The organism is Faecalicatena orotica (assembly GCF_003149245.1).
Classification (GTDB): Bacteria; Bacillota; Clostridia; order Lachnospirales; family Lachnospiraceae; genus Faecalicatena_A; species Faecalicatena_A orotica.
Genome location: NZ_QGDL01000011.1, coordinates 1 through 18313, shown reverse-complemented (window position 1 = coordinate 18313; position 18313 = coordinate 1). Strand labels below are relative to the sequence as shown.

The 18313-nt window shown below is 38.8% G+C and carries 25 protein-coding genes; 23 read left to right on the top strand and 2 right to left on the bottom strand.

Annotated features, from left to right (window positions below; translation table 11 throughout):
* Positions 1–339 precede the first annotated feature (339 nt).
* The 4 genes from tet(O) to A8806_RS17215 all read left to right on the top strand — a co-directional run bounded on the left by tet(O) (position 340) and on the right by A8806_RS17215 (position 3873).
* Positions 340–2259 (top strand): tetracycline resistance ribosomal protection protein Tet(O), encoded by a 1920-nt coding sequence (tet(O), locus tag A8806_RS17240; RefSeq protein WP_109732427.1) that lies wholly within the window; start codon positions 340–342, stop codon positions 2257–2259.
* 51 nt (positions 2260–2310) lie between these two features.
* Positions 2311–2484, top strand: a complete 174-nt coding sequence (locus A8806_RS17235; protein WP_071705139.1) for a cysteine-rich KTR domain-containing protein — start codon at positions 2311–2313, stop codon at positions 2482–2484.
* Positions 2485–2971: 487 nt separating this feature from the next.
* Positions 2972–3175: a hypothetical protein gene (locus A8806_RS17220; protein ID WP_456319400.1), complete on the top strand. Its 204-nt coding sequence runs from the start codon at positions 2972–2974 to the stop codon at positions 3173–3175.
* Between the two features lie 92 nt (positions 3176–3267).
* Positions 3268–3873 carry a GIY-YIG nuclease family protein gene (locus A8806_RS17215; protein ID WP_242996161.1) on the top strand — a complete coding sequence of 202 codons (606 nt, stop codon included), beginning with the start codon at positions 3268–3270 and terminating at the stop codon, positions 3871–3873.
* Positions 3874–3914: 41 nt separating this feature from the next.
* Here A8806_RS17215 and A8806_RS17210 read toward each other — a convergent pair whose 3' ends face one another.
* Complete coding sequence (locus A8806_RS17210; protein WP_044761228.1) at positions 3915–4448, bottom strand: ImmA/IrrE family metallo-endopeptidase; 534 nt, start codon at positions 4446–4448, stop codon at positions 3915–3917.
* Positions 4449–4548: 100 nt separating this feature from the next.
* A complete protein-coding gene (locus A8806_RS17205; protein WP_015573052.1) occupies positions 4549–4959 on the bottom strand; it encodes a helix-turn-helix domain-containing protein in 411 nt (136 codons plus the stop codon).
* 150 nt (positions 4960–5109) lie between these two features.
* Here A8806_RS17205 and A8806_RS17200 point away from each other — a divergent pair, with 150 nt between their 5' ends.
* From A8806_RS17200 to A8806_RS17110, 19 genes are all read left to right on the top strand, one after another.
* Positions 5110–6345, top strand: coding sequence for a DNA polymerase Y family protein (locus A8806_RS17200; RefSeq protein WP_044761227.1), 1236 nt, complete (start codon positions 5110–5112; stop codon positions 6343–6345).
* Between the two features lie 12 nt (positions 6346–6357).
* Positions 6358–6657: a hypothetical protein gene (locus A8806_RS17195; protein WP_003525179.1), complete on the top strand. Its 300-nt coding sequence runs from the start codon at positions 6358–6360 to the stop codon at positions 6655–6657.
* 2 nt (positions 6658–6659) lie between these two features.
* Complete coding sequence (locus A8806_RS17190) at positions 6660–6911, top strand: hypothetical protein (RefSeq protein WP_014635881.1); 252 nt, start codon at positions 6660–6662, stop codon at positions 6909–6911.
* Positions 6912–6930: 19 nt separating this feature from the next.
* The gene (locus A8806_RS17185; RefSeq protein WP_109732426.1) at positions 6931–7662 is read left to right on the top strand and encodes an ImmA/IrrE family metallo-endopeptidase; all 732 of its coding nucleotides are present in this window, start codon (positions 6931–6933) and stop codon (positions 7660–7662) included.
* Positions 7659–7856, top strand: coding sequence for a hypothetical protein (locus A8806_RS17180; RefSeq protein WP_074124429.1), 198 nt, complete (start codon positions 7659–7661; stop codon positions 7854–7856). Before A8806_RS17185 ends, A8806_RS17180 begins: the two co-directional genes overlap by 4 nt.
* Positions 7857–8100: 244 nt before the next feature.
* Positions 8101–8685 carry a hypothetical protein gene (locus A8806_RS17175; RefSeq protein WP_003525175.1) on the top strand — a complete coding sequence of 195 codons (585 nt, stop codon included), beginning with the start codon at positions 8101–8103 and terminating at the stop codon, positions 8683–8685.
* Positions 8686–8794: 109 nt separating this feature from the next.
* On the top strand, positions 8795–9355 hold the full coding sequence (locus tag A8806_RS17170) for a type II toxin-antitoxin system PemK/MazF family toxin (RefSeq protein WP_107208984.1): 561 nt from the start codon (positions 8795–8797) through the stop codon (positions 9353–9355).
* Positions 9309–9569: an excisionase gene (locus tag A8806_RS17165; protein ID WP_321529612.1), complete on the top strand. Its 261-nt coding sequence runs from the start codon at positions 9309–9311 to the stop codon at positions 9567–9569. The genes A8806_RS17170 and A8806_RS17165 overlap by 47 nt, the downstream gene beginning before the upstream one ends.
* A gap of 97 nt (positions 9570–9666) precedes the next feature.
* Complete coding sequence (locus tag A8806_RS17160; RefSeq protein WP_024532706.1) at positions 9667–9900, top strand: excisionase; 234 nt, start codon at positions 9667–9669, stop codon at positions 9898–9900.
* Positions 9901–9921: 21 nt separating this feature from the next.
* Entirely contained in the window at positions 9922–10134 is a 213-nt protein-coding gene (locus tag A8806_RS17155; protein WP_109732425.1) for an excisionase, read from the top strand.
* A 15-nt stretch (positions 10135–10149) separates the two neighbouring features.
* The gene (locus tag A8806_RS17150) at positions 10150–10383 is read left to right on the top strand and encodes an excisionase (protein ID WP_024532708.1); all 234 of its coding nucleotides are present in this window, start codon (positions 10150–10152) and stop codon (positions 10381–10383) included.
* Between the two features lie 12 nt (positions 10384–10395).
* Positions 10396–10647 carry an excisionase gene (locus A8806_RS17145; RefSeq protein WP_228478237.1) on the top strand — a complete coding sequence of 84 codons (252 nt, stop codon included), beginning with the start codon at positions 10396–10398 and terminating at the stop codon, positions 10645–10647.
* Positions 10648–10659: 12 nt separating this feature from the next.
* Positions 10660–11919: a tyrosine-type recombinase/integrase gene (locus A8806_RS17140; protein WP_109732424.1), complete on the top strand. Its 1260-nt coding sequence runs from the start codon at positions 10660–10662 to the stop codon at positions 11917–11919.
* Positions 11920–12075: 156 nt separating this feature from the next.
* Positions 12076–12558 carry a methionine--tRNA ligase gene (locus A8806_RS17135; protein WP_109732423.1) on the top strand — a complete coding sequence of 161 codons (483 nt, stop codon included), beginning with the start codon at positions 12076–12078 and terminating at the stop codon, positions 12556–12558.
* A 63-nt stretch (positions 12559–12621) separates the two neighbouring features.
* Positions 12622–13041: a hypothetical protein gene (locus tag A8806_RS17130; protein ID WP_109732422.1), complete on the top strand. Its 420-nt coding sequence runs from the start codon at positions 12622–12624 to the stop codon at positions 13039–13041.
* Positions 13042–13280: 239 nt separating this feature from the next.
* Positions 13281–14495, top strand: coding sequence for an FRG domain-containing protein (locus A8806_RS17125; protein WP_181368765.1), 1215 nt, complete (start codon positions 13281–13283; stop codon positions 14493–14495).
* Between the two features lie 374 nt (positions 14496–14869).
* Complete coding sequence (locus A8806_RS17120) at positions 14870–15622, top strand: hypothetical protein (RefSeq protein WP_109732420.1); 753 nt, start codon at positions 14870–14872, stop codon at positions 15620–15622.
* A 259-nt stretch (positions 15623–15881) separates the two neighbouring features.
* On the top strand, positions 15882–16061 hold the full coding sequence (locus A8806_RS17115; RefSeq protein WP_242996159.1) for a PDDEXK nuclease domain-containing protein: 180 nt from the start codon (positions 15882–15884) through the stop codon (positions 16059–16061).
* Positions 16062–16166: 105 nt separating this feature from the next.
* Entirely contained in the window at positions 16167–17660 is a 1494-nt protein-coding gene (locus A8806_RS17110; protein WP_109732419.1) for a glucosyltransferase domain-containing protein, read from the top strand.
* The last annotated feature ends 653 nt before the right edge of the window (positions 17661–18313 follow it).

Below are 18313 nucleotides of genomic sequence, written 5' to 3'. Positions count from 1 at the left end.
CTGCCGCTTTTTCTTGTTTTGTTTTTTCGGTTTGCCAATTAAGGGTTTAGGGATTTTATTTGATTTCGTTTTTTTCCAGGGGTTTATTAATTTTGGGGCAGGTTTTTTTTAATTAACTTTTCATTTTGTTGTTGGGACCAAAAGTAGCAGTCTCGTTTCACTTTTAATATGGGGCTTAGTTTTTTGTACCCAGTTTAAGAATACTTTTATCATGTAATTTTATATGCCCGAAAACATATAAGTGTTTTGGGGCTATTGGAGTTATTTACCCAGTGATAGGAGTATTTATCACTGGGTATTTTTATGCCCTTTTTTGGGTGTTGATAGGAGGAAAATCACATGAAAATAATTAACTTAGGCATTCTGGCTCACGTTGACGCAGGAAAGACAACCTTAACGGAGAGTTTATTGTATACCAGTGGTGCAATTGCAGAACTAGGGAGCGTAGATAAAGGCACAACAAGGACAGATACAATGAATTTGGAGCGTCAAAGGGGAATCACTATCCAGACAGCAGTGGCATCTTTTCAGTGGGAGGATGTAAAAGTCAACATTATAGATACGCCAGGCCATATGGATTTTTTGGCGGAAGTATACCGTTCTTTATCCGTATTAGACGGAGCAGTATTATTAGTTTCTGCAAAGGATGGCATACAGGCACAGACCCGTATACTGTTTCATGCACTACAGATAATGAAGATTCCGACAATTTTTTTCATCAATAAAATTGACCAAGAAGGGATTGATTTGCCAATGGTATATCGGGAAATGAAAGCAAAGCTTTCTTCGGAAATTATAGTGAAGCAAAAGGTTGGGCAGCATCCCCATATAAATGTAACGGACAATGACGATATGGAACAGTGGGATGCGGTAATTATGGGAAACGATGAACTATTAGAGAAATATATGTCAGGGAAACCGTTTAAAATGTCAGAACTGGAACAGGAAGAAAACAGGAGATTCCAAAACGGAACGTTATTTCCCGTTTATCACGGAAGCGCTAAAAACAATCTGGGGATTCGGCAGCTTATAGAAGTGATTGCCAGTAAGTTTTATTCATCAACGCCTGAAGGTCAATCTGAACTATGCGGGCAGGTTTTTAAGATTGAATATTCGGAGAAACGGCGGCGTTTTGTTTATGTGCGTATATATAGCGGAACATTGCATTTGAGGGATGTTATTAGAATATCTGAAAAAGAGAAAATAAAAATCACAGAGATGTGTGTTCCGACAAACGGTGAATTATATTCATCCGATACAGCCTGCTCTGGTGATATTGTAATTTTACCAAATGATGTTTTGCAGCTAAACAGTATTTTGGGGAACGAAATGCTGTTGCCGCAGAGAACATTTATTGAAAATCCTCTCCCTATGCTCCAAACAACGATTGCAGTAAAGAAATCTGAACAGCGGGAAATATTGCTTGGGGCACTTACAGAAATTTCAGATGGCGACCCTCTTTTAAAATATTATGTGGATACTACAACGCATGAGATTATACTTTCTTTTTTGGGGAATGTGCAGATGGAAGTCATTTGTGCCATCCTTGAGGAAAAATATCATGTGGAGGCAGAAATAAAAGAGCCTACTGTTATATATATGGAAAGACCGCTTAGAAAAGCAGAATATACCATCCACATAGAAGTCCCGCCAAATCCTTTCTGGGCTTCTGTCGGGTTGTCCATAGAGCCGCTCCCTATTGGAAGCGGAGTGCAGTATGAAAGCAGAGTTTCACTTGGATATTTAAATCAATCGTTCCAAAATGCGGTTATGGAGGGGGTTCTTTATGGCTGCGGGCAGGGGCTGTATGGATGGAAAGTGACAGACTGTAAAATCTGTTTTGAATATGGATTGTATTATAGTCCTGTAAGTACCCCCGCAGACTTTCGGCTGCTTTCCCCTATCGTATTGGAGCAGGCTTTAAAAAAAGCAGGGACAGAACTATTAGAGCCATATCTCCACTTTGAAATTTATGCACCGCAGGAATATCTCTCACGGGCGTATCATGATGCTCCAAGGTATTGTGCAGATATTGTAAGTACTCAGATAAAGAATGACGAGGTCATTCTGAAAGGAGAAATCCCTGCTAGATGTATTCAAGAATACAGGAACGATTTAACTTATTTCACAAATGGGCAGGGAGTCTGCTTGACAGAGTTAAAAGGATACCAGCCAGCTATTGGTAAATTTATTTGCCAACCCCGCCGCCCGAATAGCCGTATAGATAAGGTTCGGCATATGTTCCACAAGTTAGCTTAACAGCTTGCATAAGTCGTATAAAATGAGATTTGAAAGGATTAGAGGCTAATTATGATGAAATGCGAATGGATATTGTGTCCTGTTTGTGGGAGCAAAACCCGTAATAAAATTAGGAAGGACACTGTTTTGAAGAATTATCCCCTTTATTGTCCAAAATGCAGACAAGAAAGATTGATTAAAGTTGACAACTTGAAGATAACTGTCATCAAAGAGCCAGACGCTTAAGACGCAGAGCCGATGAAATTGTGGAACAATTCACGAATCATCGGCTCTTTTTGTTTCGTATTTGAAAGAACAAACTCACCAAATAAAAAAAACGATATTCGGGTGGGTTATTTTGTTATACCCTAAATTACCCTCTGAATTTGTTTTTAAATTTGGAGGGATTTTTTTATGTCCTTTTTTCGGGCAGTTATCTATCTGCTCATACGAAGCAAAATTTATCAATACATAGCATATCAGAGAACGGCAGGAAACCAGTTAAAAAAATTTCTGCCAGTGCAACGGTACTTCTCACCTTGAAAGTAGAAGTACAATCTCCATACAATAGAATTACTATTTCCTATAACCGTAAAGGTCACAGAGCCTTTGCGGTTTTTCTTTTGTCGATTTTTGTTGGAAAGTGCCGTAGGGCTGTTTCTGATATGCGGTGTCGTTCTCCGCCTCTCCATCTGGATTTTTTACATTTCAAAAATTCAGATGGGAGGTATTTATGGTGAAATATGCACCAAGAAAGGTATATATCAGAGAAAGTGGCGGCTATGTGGAATTATCCTACACGGAGTTCTGCCGTTGCAGGGAATCCGACCAGACCTATATGGACAAGCTGTTTATCCCCATTCAAGGCTGTCTGCTTGAAGTCGTGAGGGAGCAATACACAGACTTCTACCGTGACAAAGAGACCCTGATAAAATAAACATTGAGTGGTTTTTGTGGCACAATCAAAGAAGATATTTCCATACGGGACAGATTGCGATTTGTCTGCTTTACCTCTATGATGATAAATGGTTGCTGACAACAATTAAGAGAATTACAAAAGAGATAGATGTCGTTGATGATGTTGGGTTTGAAGCTGAGGAAATTGAAGAATATCGAAAGTATTATGGCAGATTAGTTTTGAAGTATCACAATACGAAGCGTGGTATGGGAAGAACTTATGAGTCAATGATGGAGGAACTGGAAGTAATAGAAATTCTTTCTACTGCTTATGATGGTGACGAATTTCCGGGTTATGAGAACATAAGATTGAGTTTTTCACAACTGGAAACGATTATTCGGAATAAACGCAGCGGCTGGCTTGATGCTTTGAGAAATCAAAAAGCAGTTTATCTTATAACTGACACCAGCAACGGAAAAATGTATGTTGGCTCGGCAACTGCTCAGTATGGAATGTTGCTTCAAAGGTGGACTAACTATATAGACAATGGTCACGGTGGAAATATCGAGTTGAAACATTTAGTTGACACTAAGGGATTTGACTATGTCAAAGAAAATTTCCAGTATTCGGTTTTAGAAAACTATAATGCACGAATGGATGACAACTATATATTAGGTCGTGAAAAGTGGTGGAAAGATACTCTTTGCACAAGACAATTCGGATATAATAAGAACTGATAAAAATTAGACCGTCAGATCTCATTCGAGACTTGACGGTCTTATATTTTTTTACTGTATTTAAGAAAATCGTTTTGGTGTTCCTGTTTGCGAAGTTGATAGCCTTGTGCAATCAGCGTATCTACTTTCAGAGCAATTAGGTTTATGTCAGAACACATTGCCCGTGCAATCTGCTGAATGTCATAGCCGTTTTCAATGTATTCCAAAATGGTGTCGTCCGGGAGCGAAGCCTGAGAAGCGAAGATATTTGCTTCATACTCCATACGGTTCTCTCTCATATCAAAGATGTTGAACTCTTTGAACCCGCCAACAGCAACCGCTTCTTGCCTGTGTAGAACATCGTGCCCGATTTCGTGCCATAGCACTATCTGCTCCACGACCGGGTGCATACCGTTTTTAAGAAAAACAAAGCGGTTCTTCAGAATAACCTTGTATGCTCCACGCTGCTTGTCAAAATTCCGGTAGATGATATTGATACCAAGCTCTTTTGCGACCTTGTACGGGTCACGAGTACCGCAACGGTCAATGAGCTTGTTTACGATTTTCACAATCTCAGCCGTAGTGTAATACCCCAATCCGGCTCACCTCCCATATTATAGTATATCGGATATTAACCCTATAATAAATTATAAACTATTATGTGTCCCATATATTGGACTTAGTTCACTTTGAGGATTACTCGTCTTTGCGGTATTTCTTCGGGGTGTATTTTTTATTGTTCTTCTTTGCAATAAGATATGCTTCCTGAATAGCGTCAACCATTTCACGCATATCCTCGTCAGCCATTTCGCCGCCGGCAAACAGACCGGTAACTTCTGCAAGCAACTCCTGAGCCTGTCTTGCCCCTCTGCGTCCGTATTTATCCTCTACATCGGCGATGAAAGCGTCATCCTCAGACAGCAGATAATTCACATTTACATTTAATGCTTCTGCCAGCTTCTTGTATCTTTCCGTTCCTCTCGGACGGGATTTATCATTTTCATAAGAACAAATTACACGTCGGGTTACGCCTATTTTTTCAGCCAATTCATCCTGATTAAGACCGAGTTTAGTCCTCTCAGCTTTGACTTTTTCACCGAATGTCATCTTTGATTTCACTCCTTAAAAGAATATTTACAGTTTAACTTCTCATTTACTCTTGACAAGTACACTTAAACTGCGTATAATAAGAAACAGGAAGTTGAACTACTCATAGTTTACACTAAACTTCCCAAAATGTCAAGGGGGGTTCAAAAAATGTTACGAAGCATACTTCATTGTGATATGAACAACTTCTATGCCAGCGTCGAATGTATGCTCGACCCCGCATTGAAGAAATATCCGATTGCTGTCTGCGGCTCTGTGGAGGAACGACACGGTATCGTGCTTGCGAAGAACTATAAAGCAAAGGCTTTTGATGTGAAAACCGGGGACGCAGTATGGCAGGCTAAACAGAAGTGCAAGGACTTGGTTGTAGTACCGCCCCATTATGAGGAGTATATCAAATACTCAAAGCTTGCGAGAAGCGTTTATGAGCGATATACAGACCAAGTAGAACCGTATGGTATGGACGAATGTTGGCTGGATATTAGCGGGACGGAAAGCCTTTTCGGTTCGCCGGAAAAGGTGGCAAATGAAATTCGTGAAACGATGAAGTTTGAACTCGGTTTGACGATTTCTGTGGGTGTTTCCTTTAATAAGATATTTGCGAAGCTCGGCTCGGATATGAAGAAACCGGACGCAGTAAGCGTAATTCCAAAGGACACATTCAGAGAAAAGATTTGGGGACTTCCTGCCGCTGACCTGCTCGGTGTAGGACGGGCAACCCAGCGAGTGCTTGACAGCTATTGTATTCGTACCATCGGGGATTTAGCGAATACCGACCCTGAGTTCTTACGCAGAAGATTAGGAAAGAACGGAGTAGTTTTATGGAACTATGCCAATGGTAACGACCTTTCCCTTGTTGCCAAGAAAGACTTCGTTTCTCCTATAAAAAGCGTAGGACACGGTATAACAACGGTAGCAGACTTAGAGAAACCGGAGCAGGTGTGGCCCGTGTTTCTCGAGTTAACCCAAGACATCGGACACAAGCTCCGTGTTCACGGACTGAGTGCAGAAGGTGTCGCAATACATATTAGAGACAACACACTCAATACAAGGCAATGGCAGACGAAGATTGCACTTCCTACACAGTCTCCGATGATTATTGCAAAGACCGCTTTTCAGTTGTTTGAAAAAAGATATGGGTGGAATAACCCTATCCGTTCTGTGACGGTACAAGCCATAAATCTTATTCCACAAGACACGCCCCGTCAAATAGATATGTTTATGGACGCCGCCAAGCAGGACAAATTGGAGAGAATGGAAAAGTGTGTTGAAGAAATCAGACGGCGTTTCGGAAAGGACAGCATAAGGAATGGGGTTCTTTGTCAGAACCTGCGGCTACCACCGGAAAAAGCCGAAATCACTATGCCGACAGGTATGGTTGGTTAAGGAGGTCTTAATGTGATTGACGAAAAAGAGGTTACGGCTTATGTTACGATACCCGACTGCTTTTTGCAGGGGTGCAGCGAAGATATTGTTATCTTCCGTGCGGACGGCGGAAACCATTTTACCGACTACGGTATATATGAAGGAATGTTCCTGTTCTTTGACCGAAAAAAACGCTTTAAGAAAGGAAGGCTTTCCTGTTACATCAATACTGCCGGAGATGACCGACCCAAGTACAGGGTGTCGGATAAGAACATCGACGGATACAAGCACTTGGGAAGATTAGTTTTGACTTTGAGAAATTACGAGGTATAAAAATGGAATCCGATAGAAGAAAAGTTTATGTTGAAGTAAATGTAACACACAGACCTGATGGAACGGCTCGTCCGAATTTCATCAAGTTTGAGAATGATGAAAAATATGAGATAGACCGTGTAATTCAGAAATGCCGTGCGGCTTCCACCAAAGTCGGAGGAACCGGTATCCGCTACACGGTACAAATTTGCGGCAAGCCCACATTTCTGTTCGACGAAGAAAACGGAAAGTGGTTTGTAGAAGCAAAATCCTAATGGTAGGAGGTTTTGTAACTTGAAACATTTATCGAGATTTGACATCGAAGCGATTGCCGACAAATATGTTCAGGCATATATGGCACTTCCCGATGTCCGTAACACACAAATATACAGAATTGACCCGGAGCTTCTCTTGGAGAAGGTTCTCGGATTGAATGTCGAATACCAGCACCTATCTTATGACGGTAGTATTCTCGGAATGACCTCATTTACGGAAATGGGTGTTCAGGTATTTGAAGATGATGATAACGAAGCCTTTTTCTTTTTGGACGGAAAAACCGTTCTCGTGGAAAAGGACTTGAACTTTGACAGCAAGCTGAAAGGCAGAAAGAATTTCACCTTAATGCACGAGGGCAGCCATCAGATATTTAAGATGTTGTTCCCGAATGATTACGGTGTGACACAGAAATCTGCCGGAGTACATTATTACAAGGCAAATTCCGAGAGGAATAAGCCAATATCTGATTGGGAGGAATGGCAGGCAAACACGCTCGGAGCTGCTATTCTTCTTCCTGAAAACCTCATAATACAAGGAATGTATCTGTTCAGTCTCGGCGAAAAGATTGAATGCCTGAACAAGATATACTATCCGAGTGTATATAAAAGGTTTGACGCACTTGCGGATTTTTTAGGGTGTTCCAAAAAGGCTCTTGCCATACGAATGAAACAGCTCGGACTTTTGAAAAAGGAGTATCTTGATAATCCTTTTGATTTGGTTACGGTTTATCCGGAGGTGAGCGAGCTATGAAATCGTTGGAACAAAAGATAATCGTAAGGTGCAAAAACTGTGGCTGGCGTATTTTTGACAAGGTAACAATGACAACAGGCGTTATTGAACTGAAATGTCCGAACTGCCACAGAGTAGTAGAGGTTGACTTGTCCCTCCGCAAAGGAACGGTCAAGTACAGATTAACAAGAAGTAGTAACAGAGCGAACAATTAAATATCGGACAGATGTACCGAGCCACGAGTCCTTGAGCGAAAGCTCTTGAGTCATCAAATTGCCGGACGCTGAGAATTAAGGGATAGAAATATCCTAATGTTCTTGGTGTCCGGCTTTTTTGTCGCTCCCGAAAGGAGCAAGACCGTGACATATAAGTGGCTGGCATATATCGCCAAGTATCCGTAATCTCCGAATTTTTGATTTCAACCAAATTCAAAAATTCAAATTTAAGGAGATTACGACAATGACAAAACTTACATTAGAACAACAGGAATTATTATTTGCGAACGACTGCAAACTCATCAATCTGCGGTATGAATACCACGGTTACACCGGCACGGAGAAATGGGCGATTGTAACAGAACTGGCGGAAGAAGAATTGTGGGTTAAATACCCTGATGTTATCCGTCGGTACACTCCGTTCATTCTGCTTTCTATGGCTCAGGGCGAAGTGATTGACGAGTCATACAGAAACAACGATAAGTACGAAAAGCGAGCAAAAAGAACAATCGATGTGTACGGGTATGAAGATGACATCTCTGAACAATTCCACCGGGAACTGATTACTCCGTTTGTTGACCCGTTTGAGCAAGCGGAAGAAGAACGGATTGAGGAAGAAAAGGAACAGCTTCGCCAGTTAGAAATTGCAAAAGTCAGAAAGGTATTGGAAATGCTGAAACCTGTTCAGAGAGAACGACTGATAAAAGCGATTTTGTTAGGTATGAGTTCAAGAAAAATTGCAAAGGAAGAAGGAGTATATTACAGCGTTGTAGATAAGTCGATTGCTGCCGCAAGAAAAAATTTCAAGAAATTTTATGAAAATCTCTGATTTTGGGTGTGCATTTTGACCCCCTTTGTCCAAATGAGTGAAGGGGTTATTTCAAATCCGGATACGAAATGCACTTTCAAGACTAAATGAACAGAGAGGTTATACATATATGCAGAGAAAAGAAATTCAGCGTGGAGATTTATTCTACTACGATTTTGGAAAAAGAGAGGGGTCTGTCCAGTCGGGAGAGAGACCTGTAATGGTAATTCAGGCGGACAACTTTAATGCAAATGCTCCGACAATTATTGTTGCGGCTGTTACGGCTGTGATGAAAAAGAAGTATCTTCCTTCACACATCATTTTGGGTGAGGACTTCGGTCTGAAGAAGCCGTCAATGGTTCTTCTTGAACAGATACAGACCGTCAATAAGGATGAACTGACAGACTACATTGGTTCGGTAAACGATGAAAGGCTTTGGAAGCAAATTAACGCAGCTCTTAAAAAGACTTTCGGTTTATGGATTTACAACACAGACAGAAACGGAGATGTTCGCTGCTTATGCCCCAAGTGCCTGAGCGACTATATCCACGACCCAAACTATGTTGTCAGGCGTCTTGACCCGTTTGCGAAAAGCAAAGACCACTGCGATAAGTGCAATAACAGCGGTTGGGATTACATCGTTTATGACAAACGCACCTCGGTCAAAGGAAAGGGGTGCAGAAATGTCTAAACAAATCAGGAACAAGTTCAAATATGATATTCCGATTTATCACAGACCTATTATTTCCGTTGACGAAGCGACAGCTTATTCAGGAATAGGCAGAACCAAATTGTATGAGTTGACCACAATGGAAAATTGCCCCTTTGTAATTTGGGTAGGGACACGAAGGGTGATTAAAAGAAAATCATTTGTTGAGTATCTTGAAAGGCAATACTCAATTTAGCCTAAATGTCAAGTATGCGATGAGTCAATTCGCATCATTGGCTCATCGCAATTTTTCCAGTATCCTTTATGGCAGAAACGGCAAGGAGGTCATAGAGATGTCGGAAAAAAGAGCAACAAGAGTCAGGAATAAATATAAGTATGATGTTCCTTTATGGCACAGACCCATACTGTCTGTGGCAGAGGCTACCGAGTATTTTGGAATAGGCAGCAACAAGATATATGAATTGACAGAAAAAGAAAACTGCCCATTTGTTATTTGGATAGGTTCAAGGAGAGTTATTAAGAGAACTGCATTTGAACGATTTCTTGAAAAACAGTATTCGATTTAGGTAGGAATGGAGGAAATAGAAATGGCAGAGAATAAAAAGCAGTTTGAAATTCCGTTGTATGAAAAGCCTTTTCTTTCGATAGAAGAAGCGTCTGTATATACGGGAATCGGCAGAGACAAGTTATACGAACTTACAAATCCGGAAGATTGTCCTTTCGTTTTATGGATTGGCAATCGCCGAATGATTAAGAGAAGGGTTTTTGATGAGTACGTTGAAAAATGCTACTCAATATGATGGGAGGTGTTAGTAATGGACAATAAAGAAACGGCAGAGCATTTTAGAAGCAGGAGTTCAGAAGTACCTTTATGGCACAGACAGAATATCTCAGTAGAAGAAGCCAGTGGGTACACAGGACTTGGAAGAGACACGATATATTCTCTCACGCAGGAAGATGACTGTGACTTTGTATTAAAAGTCGGACACAGAACGATGATAAAGCGAAAAAAGTTCGAGAATTATTTGGAAAACCTTTCGTCGATATAGGAGGTGCTTTAGGTGTTAAGAGTTATTAGTGAAGAAATCACTGCTTACAGAAGGCAGATTGATGAAAGAAAAAATGATTTACCACTATGGGAACGAAAAGTCCTTACTTGTGATGAAGCAGCCGCATATTCCGGAATTGGTATTAGAAGGCTGAGAAAAATGGCATTGGCAAAAGGGTGTCCGTTTGCTATTGCAAATGGTACACAGATTTTGATAGCAAGAGAAAAGTTTGACGCTTATATGGATAAAGCGGAAAAGGTTTAGGAGGAAAATAAAATGGCAAAGACAAAAAGACGAGATAAATCAAGAGTGGTTCTCCGTACAGGAGAATCACAACGTGCAGACGGTACATATCATTATAGTTGGACGGATGCAAATCGCAAAAGGCGTTATGTATATGCCAAGACACTCGATGAGCTTCGCTACAAAGAGGAGCAGATTGAAAAAGATAAAAAAGACGGCATAAAGGCAGAAGCTCGATATACTACCCTCAATGATATGTATGAGCTTTGGAAAGACTTGAAACGAGGTCTTAAAAACAATACCTTTGAAAACTATAAGTATATGTATGAGACATTCGTTCGTAATCAAATTGGCTCAAAGACGGTATCTTCTTTGAAAAAGACAGATATTAAAAGGTTCTATAATTACCTTGCAGATGAAAGACATCTAAAACCGGCGACTATTGACAATATCCATACGGTTCTTCATCAGATTTTGGATATGGCAGTTGATGATGATTATCTCAGAAATAACCCTTCCAATAATGTGCTGAAAGAGTTAAAGCAGTCCCATTGTTTTCAAACGGAGAAACGCAGAGCCTTAACGAGACCGGAACAGGAATTATTTTTGAGCTATCTGAAGAATACACCGTCTGCAAGTTTGTGGTATCCAATTTTTGCGGTGTTGGTTGGAACGGGACTTCGTGTTGGTGAAGCAACGGGTCTCAGATGGTGCGACATTGATTTGGACGAAGGAATTATCAATGTTAATCATACGCTGGTATATTATGACCATAGAACCGACGGTAGTAAGCGTGGCTGCTATTTTAATATCAATACCACGAAAACGCCGGCTGGCAAACGCCAAGTCCCGATGTTGGATTTCGTCAAAGAAGCATTCCTTATGGAAAAAGAAAGACAGGAGCTTCTTGATATTCATTGTGAAGCTGTTGTAGACGGATATACTGATTTTATCTTTCTTAACCGTTTTGGACAACCGCAACATCAGGCAACCCTTAACAAAGCAATCCGTCGTATTATCCGTGACTGCAATGATGAACAGTTTCTGAAAGATGAAAATGCAAAGGTTTTGCTTCCGCATTTTAGTTGCCACTCATTAAGGCATACATTCACGACAAGAATGTGTGAAGCAGGGGTTAATGTAAAGGTTATTCAGGATACGCTTGGACACAAAGATATTTCTACAACCCTTAATATTTATACCGATGTGACGAAGGAGTTAAGGAGGTCTGAATTTGAAGGTCTTGACTCGTACTTCAAAAATGAGTATAATAAGGCGAATGAAGTATTATAAACTGCTCGTTTTCGTGGGCATTAGATTTACATCATTTACACCAATTTCTACAAATAATGCTGCTCCGAGGGTGTACGTTTAGGAGATAGGAAAGTCTAAAAATGGGCTTCAAACAACATATCAGTAGAACTTGGCAGATGATAGAACAGCAAGTGAATGATGTACCATTTCGTCCCGACGATGAAATCCTTAGGCGGTTCCGATACCTCCAAAAAAGCAGAGAAGGCTGCACCTGTTCAGGTAGAAAGAGTAGAAGAAAAGGTTGATTTTTCTAATGTGAAAATCGAACCATTGTTTGAAGAATTTGTTGATTTTGAAACATTCGCAAAGTCTGATTACAGAGCAGTAAAAGTAAAAGCCTGCGAAGCAGTGCCAAAGAGCAAGAAGCTTTTGAAATTTATCCTTGATGATGGAACCGGTACAGACCGTGTGATTTTAAGCGGTATTCATGAATATTACGAGCCGGAAGAACTGGTTGGAAAAACCTGTATCGCAATCACAAACCTGCCTCCAAGACCGATGATGGGGATCGATTCCTGCGGTATGCTGATTTCAGCGGTTCATGAAGAAGACGGACATGAGGGACTGAATCTGCTGATGGTAGATGATCGGATTCCGGCGGGAGCGAAATTGTACTAAAGAGTTTGACAGGAAATAGATAACTTCAATACACAGTATCGAACAAAAGATAAGGAATTTCATATGACGGACTGGAACAAAGAATTTCACGGTATATCTATTAACTGTGAAGAAAAATTAATCCAAATTAAGAATGACCGTGCACTTCTCTCATTTTTAGACGACCCTGCAACTAAAGGCTCTCTCTTGATTTCGGAATATGCCCATCAGCTTTATTTAAAAGAAATGGGCAGGCCGCTGAATATCTCTATAGACTCTGTTGCTATTGAAATATTAGGACATGTCTATGCAGATAAGTTTGCTGATTTGGCTTCATGCTTCAAAATCAAAGCACTTCAATCCAAACTGGCTGATATTAAGAGCAGAACTGATATTATTGATTGTGGTGAAAGAGATATTGATTCTGACCGCCATATATGGGACGATTTGGACAAACATAATTTAAAGCCTGTTATTTTTGCAATGTGCGGAAAGAGGGCATAATATTTTTCACTGAGCAGGCTTTTGGAAATATCCAAAAGCCTGCTTTAGTGTGGAAACAAAAGAATAGGATACTCATTGAAATAAATGTCGAATTACTATAGAATAAAGATATATGAAGGGCGGTGATTGTTATCTTTTTTTTCTTTTTCTTTTTTGATCAGATAATTGATAATCAGATTATTAGGGAAGCGTTTAAACAAGTTTGTGCAGATAAACTCTTATCAGATATGTATTGTGATATGGAGGAGTACATATCAGGGCGTATTGATAAAAAAGATATGCTTAACAGCCTTTTGGCCATTGAATCGCCGTATTCAGAGCTATATAAAAAACCGTATCCAACAGCGGAAGACGGAGTATCCATCTGGCGCGATTTTCAGAAGAATTATCTGGAGGATCTGGAAGGCTTTCGTTTCGATGAAAGGAATGAAGAGTTTCAAAATGAATACCAATTAGGACTTTTAGAGGCTAAGGCCATAGTTAACTGGATGTACAGGGCATATCCTAATATGGAAAAGCGAAAAGATGAGACTAAAACAATTCTGCATCAAATTAGCAAGACTTTTGATATAGCGGAACTGGATTTTGCTGACTGCATTATATATGTAAAATCTAAGGTGGAAATCAATATTATTAACTCCTTCGGAAGCTTTTGCAAAGCAATGCAGGACATTGGTTCTGCTAAAAAGACGTCTTATTACCGCGGGCATTCAGATATTAATTACCTGCTGCTCCCTTCCATTATGAGAAGGCGCGAGTGGCTGGACCATGAATGCGATATGTACAATGAACTTATCATCGAATGTCCGGAGGAATTTTCGCACTGCTTTGCACATTTGGACTATTTGGTCCATATGCAGCACTATGGCCTGCCTACCAGAATGCTCGATGTTACCCGGAATCCTTTGGTGGCTTTATATTTTGCGTGCGAAAGTAATCCAACAAAAAAAGGTGAAGTCATTGTTTTTGATGTCGAAAGGGAGATTGTAAAATACCCGGGCAGCGATACCGTAACGATACTGGCCAGTATTCCATTGTTTAAAAAGAAATTAAAGGTAGATTTGGCTGCTTGGGCAGCTGACCCTAAAATTAGTCAGAAGGATTTTAATGAAAAGGCAGTAAGACTTCTGCATGAAGTCAAATTAGAAAAACCGGCATTTAGAGATGAAATCAGAAAAAAGGACATCTTGGATTGTTTCTTTGTATTATCGGAGAAGAGAAATAACAGGATAATTAAGCAGGATGGAGCCTTTATAATATGCGGCCTTTTTAATAAGAGGTATAATCCTATCCATAAATACCGTTATACATATAAAGGGAAAATCCAGATATACACCATTCCCGCTAATAAGAAAAAAGGGATACTGAATATGCTAAATAAATTCTCCATTAACAAGGCATCGTTATTCCCGGAAATCTCAGATGTAACAGAATTTATTAAGGGTAAGTATTAAAATGTTTTTTAACTTAGAATATTATTATCAGGGAACTTTGGCGGATAATACTCCATGTAAGTGGATATGTGTTAACCGGATCAGAGATCAGCAACAAAAGGAAGTAAAGGTAAAGTCAAAATTGAATCACATTTTTGAATCCCCTGACAGGACCGTGGAGTACCGATAGATCTGTTGGGGGAGTTTTTAATACTTAGATAAAATAAAGGACATTGAAGTGATTAAATGAAATCAAGCCAGATTTCAATAAAATATACCCGTAGAAATTAATGAATCAAAAAAGGAGTGAGAGTTGGTTGTGTCATCACTGTGTTACAAATGGGCTAAAAATGTTATAATTTGTATGATAAGTGTATTTAATAAGGGGGCTAAAAATGTTTGAAAATCAAATCGTAACTCTAACAACGATTTTAAAGGATAAAGATATTCATAATTATGCGGGGGGTGCATTTTGGAATATTATTAAAGCTGTCTCTCTAGGTGATGTAGGTGCATTGCTCGATTCGAGCACAGAAATAAAGAATTTACTTTTTCATGCACCGACAATTTTGTTTTGGGACAAAATGCAGAGATATATGTTCGGTACCTTTAGGGATTATGCCGAACAGGTAAAGATGGCGGAAAAATTTAATGAGGATAATAAGGATTATGAGAAATTTGTAAAAAAGCAGATTCATCTCATTAATGAAATTAATGATGATAAAAAAGTTGATTATTTTGCTCAACTTACGAGATGCTATCTCCTAACTGAAATGGAAAATGCCCTGTATTATAAACTCGCGAGATTTTTGATAATGTGTACACCCGAAGAATTAGATTATATCGCTTCTTTTGATTATGAAGAAACAACGAATCTAACTTCTATGGTTTCGTCATTGTATCAATATGGTTTGTTTGAGCAGCAGGAAAAGCAAAATGGTGGTGTAGATTATGTACTTTCTGGATTTGCAAAAGCATTGAAAAACAATAGTTTAAATTTTAATGAAGAAACTAGTGGAAGAAATCGAATAGTCTCTTATTCTCAAATAGCTCCTCTTAGCATTTCTGAACCAATGACATGGGAAGATATTGACCATGTGTTTAGTGAGAATGAAATTGTAATTAATGGAAACGGAACCCTGAAATAACCTGATGATAAAATATTTTGTGGAGAAGGTATGATTTGAAAACAAAAGGTATCTTTGAGGTAAATAAACATAGTGGCTACATTTTGGCTACAAAAATATTATGGGCGAAATGAATCATGCATATGAAATAATATAAAACGGACAGAAAACGAATCTATAATACATATTATTTCTAACTGTACAGATATGTCAGCATGAATTGGATCATTTGGAAGGAATATTAATATGAGCAGCGTAAAATTTACAGGAGAGATAGCTTATGGGATCAGAAAGAACGGATGAACTGGAGTTCATAAAAAATCCGGTTGTGGATGAGTTTTTGGGATTAGCTCAAAATACGGATTTTACAGAGAGTGACCTTGAAAAAAGTATTCTTTCTAATTTGCAGAAATTTCTGATGGAGCTTGGTAAAGGATATGCTTTTGTGGCAAGGCAGTAGATAGATAAATCTACTGGCCGCAGCTATAGTCATTTTAATGAAATGCTTACTTATATAATTGGGTCTGCAATGTAGCCGCTCGGTTTAAGCATTGGAAGGGATGGAATGAAGAGAATGGAAAGAAGATGGGTAATAAATGAGGTGAAAAAATATAAGGTTGCTATTATTTTCCTTGTTTTTAACCTAGTATTTTATGGGGTGTTTGTTATACACCACTATGCAGCGGATACATATCTTACAGAAGCATTGGTCTGGCATGAAACTGTGATGCAGTATTTTATGAATGCTCGGTGGCTAATGAGCGGTTTTGCTTATATCTGTGAGATATTCGATATAGGTTACGATACTCAGCAGTTAATGTCATGGGGGATTTCAATCGTATCAATTACATTAGCATCTACAATAGTCTATCATCTACTGTTAGAAAAATGTAAAAGATGTGCAGACACTGCAAGAGGTATTTGGGGGATATTAGCTTCTTTTATGTTAGTTTCGAATGTATTTATGTTAGAATATTTTATTTTTGCAGAATATACTGGGATGATATGTCTTGGAATCCTTTTTGATGTAATTGCTGCTGTGTTTATACTGAAATGTATAGAATCTCAAAAGGTATACCAGTATTTTATGGGAATTGCTTTCGCAATTTTAGGTATAAATGGACATCAGGGGAGTTTCGCAATTTTTGTGATTATTTGTGTGTTATTTTCTAGGGATATGTTCGCCAATGTCAAGATATTTTTAAAGAATAACTTGATTATAGGGAGTGCCTACCTGATTCCCTGTTTCATAAATATATGGGAAACACGCGTAGGTGGAACTTCAAGGGCAACACGGAATATCGATATAGCTGCATCGTTTGAAAAAAGTACAGGGGACTTGATAAACCTTTTCAAATCCACTGCCAATTTTATGCCTTATGGTACATATGCATTATTTGTTGGTATTCTTGGGATTTATTTTTTATATTTTATTATTAGAAATAGATCGTGGAAGGTATTTATAATTAGTGCTTATTGCTGTATCATAGCTATCTTAGGAATATATGCGCCTTTGCTCATGACAGATATCAATGCAATTGATGTGGTCCCAAGAACAGTATATATAATGGGAGGGGCAATTCCAATTATTCTGATTTTAATGTTAATGAATCTGGAGATTAGCCCTTATAAGAATATTTTGCTGTCAGTTATTGTCATATTGTTTCTGGTTATGCAGTATCATGGTCTTTTGAAAATTATTACAGGCACTTATCAGGCAAATGCTGTCGACCGTTATGAGTCCCAGTATATAACCAGCTATCTTAGAGATTATGAAGAAAAAACAGGAATAAAAGTAACAAAAATGGCTCTATACTGGGATAAAAATGTAAGTGGTTATGCTACAGGTGTTACAGGGTACGGTGCTGTAAATGAAAGAGTAATGTCCAATGATTGGGCGGCGCCATTGGCGATACAATGTCTTGATGGATATAAAATTGAATCAACCGAAAAATCCGATGAGGTATACAAAGAGTTCTTTGAAGGAAAAGACTGGACACAGATAAATGATGAGCAATTTGTAGTCATAGGGGATACACTTCATTTTTGTGCTTATTAGAGTACTTACAGAAAGTTTTTATAAGAGTCCATAGCAAAAAGTGAAGAGCATATTAAAAGTGGGTACAGGTATATCTATTTTATGCGAATGTGGAAAAAGAGGGAGAGAAAACGTATTTTAGATGTATCGGATAAACTGGATTGGGATTATGATGTTGTATAATTCAGGCAATTAGAAGAACAAATTGCAAACGCTGAATATGTATATGGATTAAGTCAGTAAATATATCAAAGAATTATCGAAGGATCAGTACAGTACGGTTGTACCAATTTTGCACCAATCGGTGTAAAATGCTGCAGGTGTCTATAGACTTATGAAGTCGTTGAGAATGATTTTCACAATGATGTTCCATAATAAGGAATTAAACGAATTTTACTGATACAATTTAATCAATGTAACATTTTATAAACTGTCTGGCTTTTGAAAGCAGACAGTTTTTCTTTTACTTATTTTAGGAAGATAATGTTTGGGTCTTATATCGTAAACAAATAGCAAAAAATGATAAGATCACGCGTGAATCTCATGTGACAGTATTTTTTTGCCGTTAATTGGTATATAATCTCGTCTTTGACACATGTGAGAAAAAATAAGTGCCACAATCCTAGGAAATTGGCGGGTTGTGGCACTTTGTACCCTGTGTGCGGTATATAGTA

Excerpts from the sequence above, each read along its gene's own strand:
- A8806_RS17150 (WP_024532708.1), top strand. The coding sequence starts at position 10,150 with ATGGACAATAAAGAAACGGCAGAGCATTTTAGAAGCAGGAGTTCAGAA.
- A8806_RS17165 (WP_321529612.1), top strand. The coding sequence starts at position 9,309 with ATGACAAACGCACCTCGGTCAAAGGAAAGGGGTGCAGAAATGTCTAAA.
- A8806_RS17135 (WP_109732423.1), top strand. The coding sequence starts at position 12,076 with ATGATGTACCATTTCGTCCCGACGATGAAATCCTTAGGCGGTTCCGAT.
- A8806_RS17205 (WP_015573052.1), bottom strand. The coding sequence starts at position 4,959 with ATGACATTCGGTGAAAAAGTCAAAGCTGAGAGGACTAAACTCGGTCTT.
- A8806_RS17170 (WP_107208984.1), top strand. The coding sequence starts at position 8,795 with ATGCAGAGAAAAGAAATTCAGCGTGGAGATTTATTCTACTACGATTTT.
- A8806_RS17140 (WP_109732424.1), top strand. The coding sequence starts at position 10,660 with ATGGCAAAGACAAAAAGACGAGATAAATCAAGAGTGGTTCTCCGTACA.
- A8806_RS17120 (WP_109732420.1), top strand. The coding sequence starts at position 14,870 with ATGTTTGAAAATCAAATCGTAACTCTAACAACGATTTTAAAGGATAAA.
- A8806_RS17180 (WP_074124429.1), top strand. The coding sequence starts at position 7,659 with ATGAAATCGTTGGAACAAAAGATAATCGTAAGGTGCAAAAACTGTGGC.
- A8806_RS17220 (WP_456319400.1), top strand. The coding sequence starts at position 2,972 with ATGGTGAAATATGCACCAAGAAAGGTATATATCAGAGAAAGTGGCGGC.
- A8806_RS17235 (WP_071705139.1), top strand. The coding sequence starts at position 2,311 with ATGATGAAATGCGAATGGATATTGTGTCCTGTTTGTGGGAGCAAAACC.
- A8806_RS17130 (WP_109732422.1), top strand. The coding sequence starts at position 12,622 with ATGACGGACTGGAACAAAGAATTTCACGGTATATCTATTAACTGTGAA.
- A8806_RS17125 (WP_181368765.1), top strand. The coding sequence starts at position 13,281 with ATGGAGGAGTACATATCAGGGCGTATTGATAAAAAAGATATGCTTAAC.
- A8806_RS17155 (WP_109732425.1), top strand. The coding sequence starts at position 9,922 with ATGGCAGAGAATAAAAAGCAGTTTGAAATTCCGTTGTATGAAAAGCCT.
- A8806_RS17110 (WP_109732419.1), top strand. The coding sequence starts at position 16,167 with ATGAAGAGAATGGAAAGAAGATGGGTAATAAATGAGGTGAAAAAATAT.
- A8806_RS17190 (WP_014635881.1), top strand. The coding sequence starts at position 6,660 with ATGGAATCCGATAGAAGAAAAGTTTATGTTGAAGTAAATGTAACACAC.
- A8806_RS17200 (WP_044761227.1), top strand. The coding sequence starts at position 5,110 with ATGTTACGAAGCATACTTCATTGTGATATGAACAACTTCTATGCCAGC.
- A8806_RS17160 (WP_024532706.1), top strand. The coding sequence starts at position 9,667 with ATGTCGGAAAAAAGAGCAACAAGAGTCAGGAATAAATATAAGTATGAT.
- A8806_RS17175 (WP_003525175.1), top strand. The coding sequence starts at position 8,101 with ATGACAAAACTTACATTAGAACAACAGGAATTATTATTTGCGAACGAC.
- A8806_RS17115 (WP_242996159.1), top strand. The coding sequence starts at position 15,882 with ATGGGATCAGAAAGAACGGATGAACTGGAGTTCATAAAAAATCCGGTT.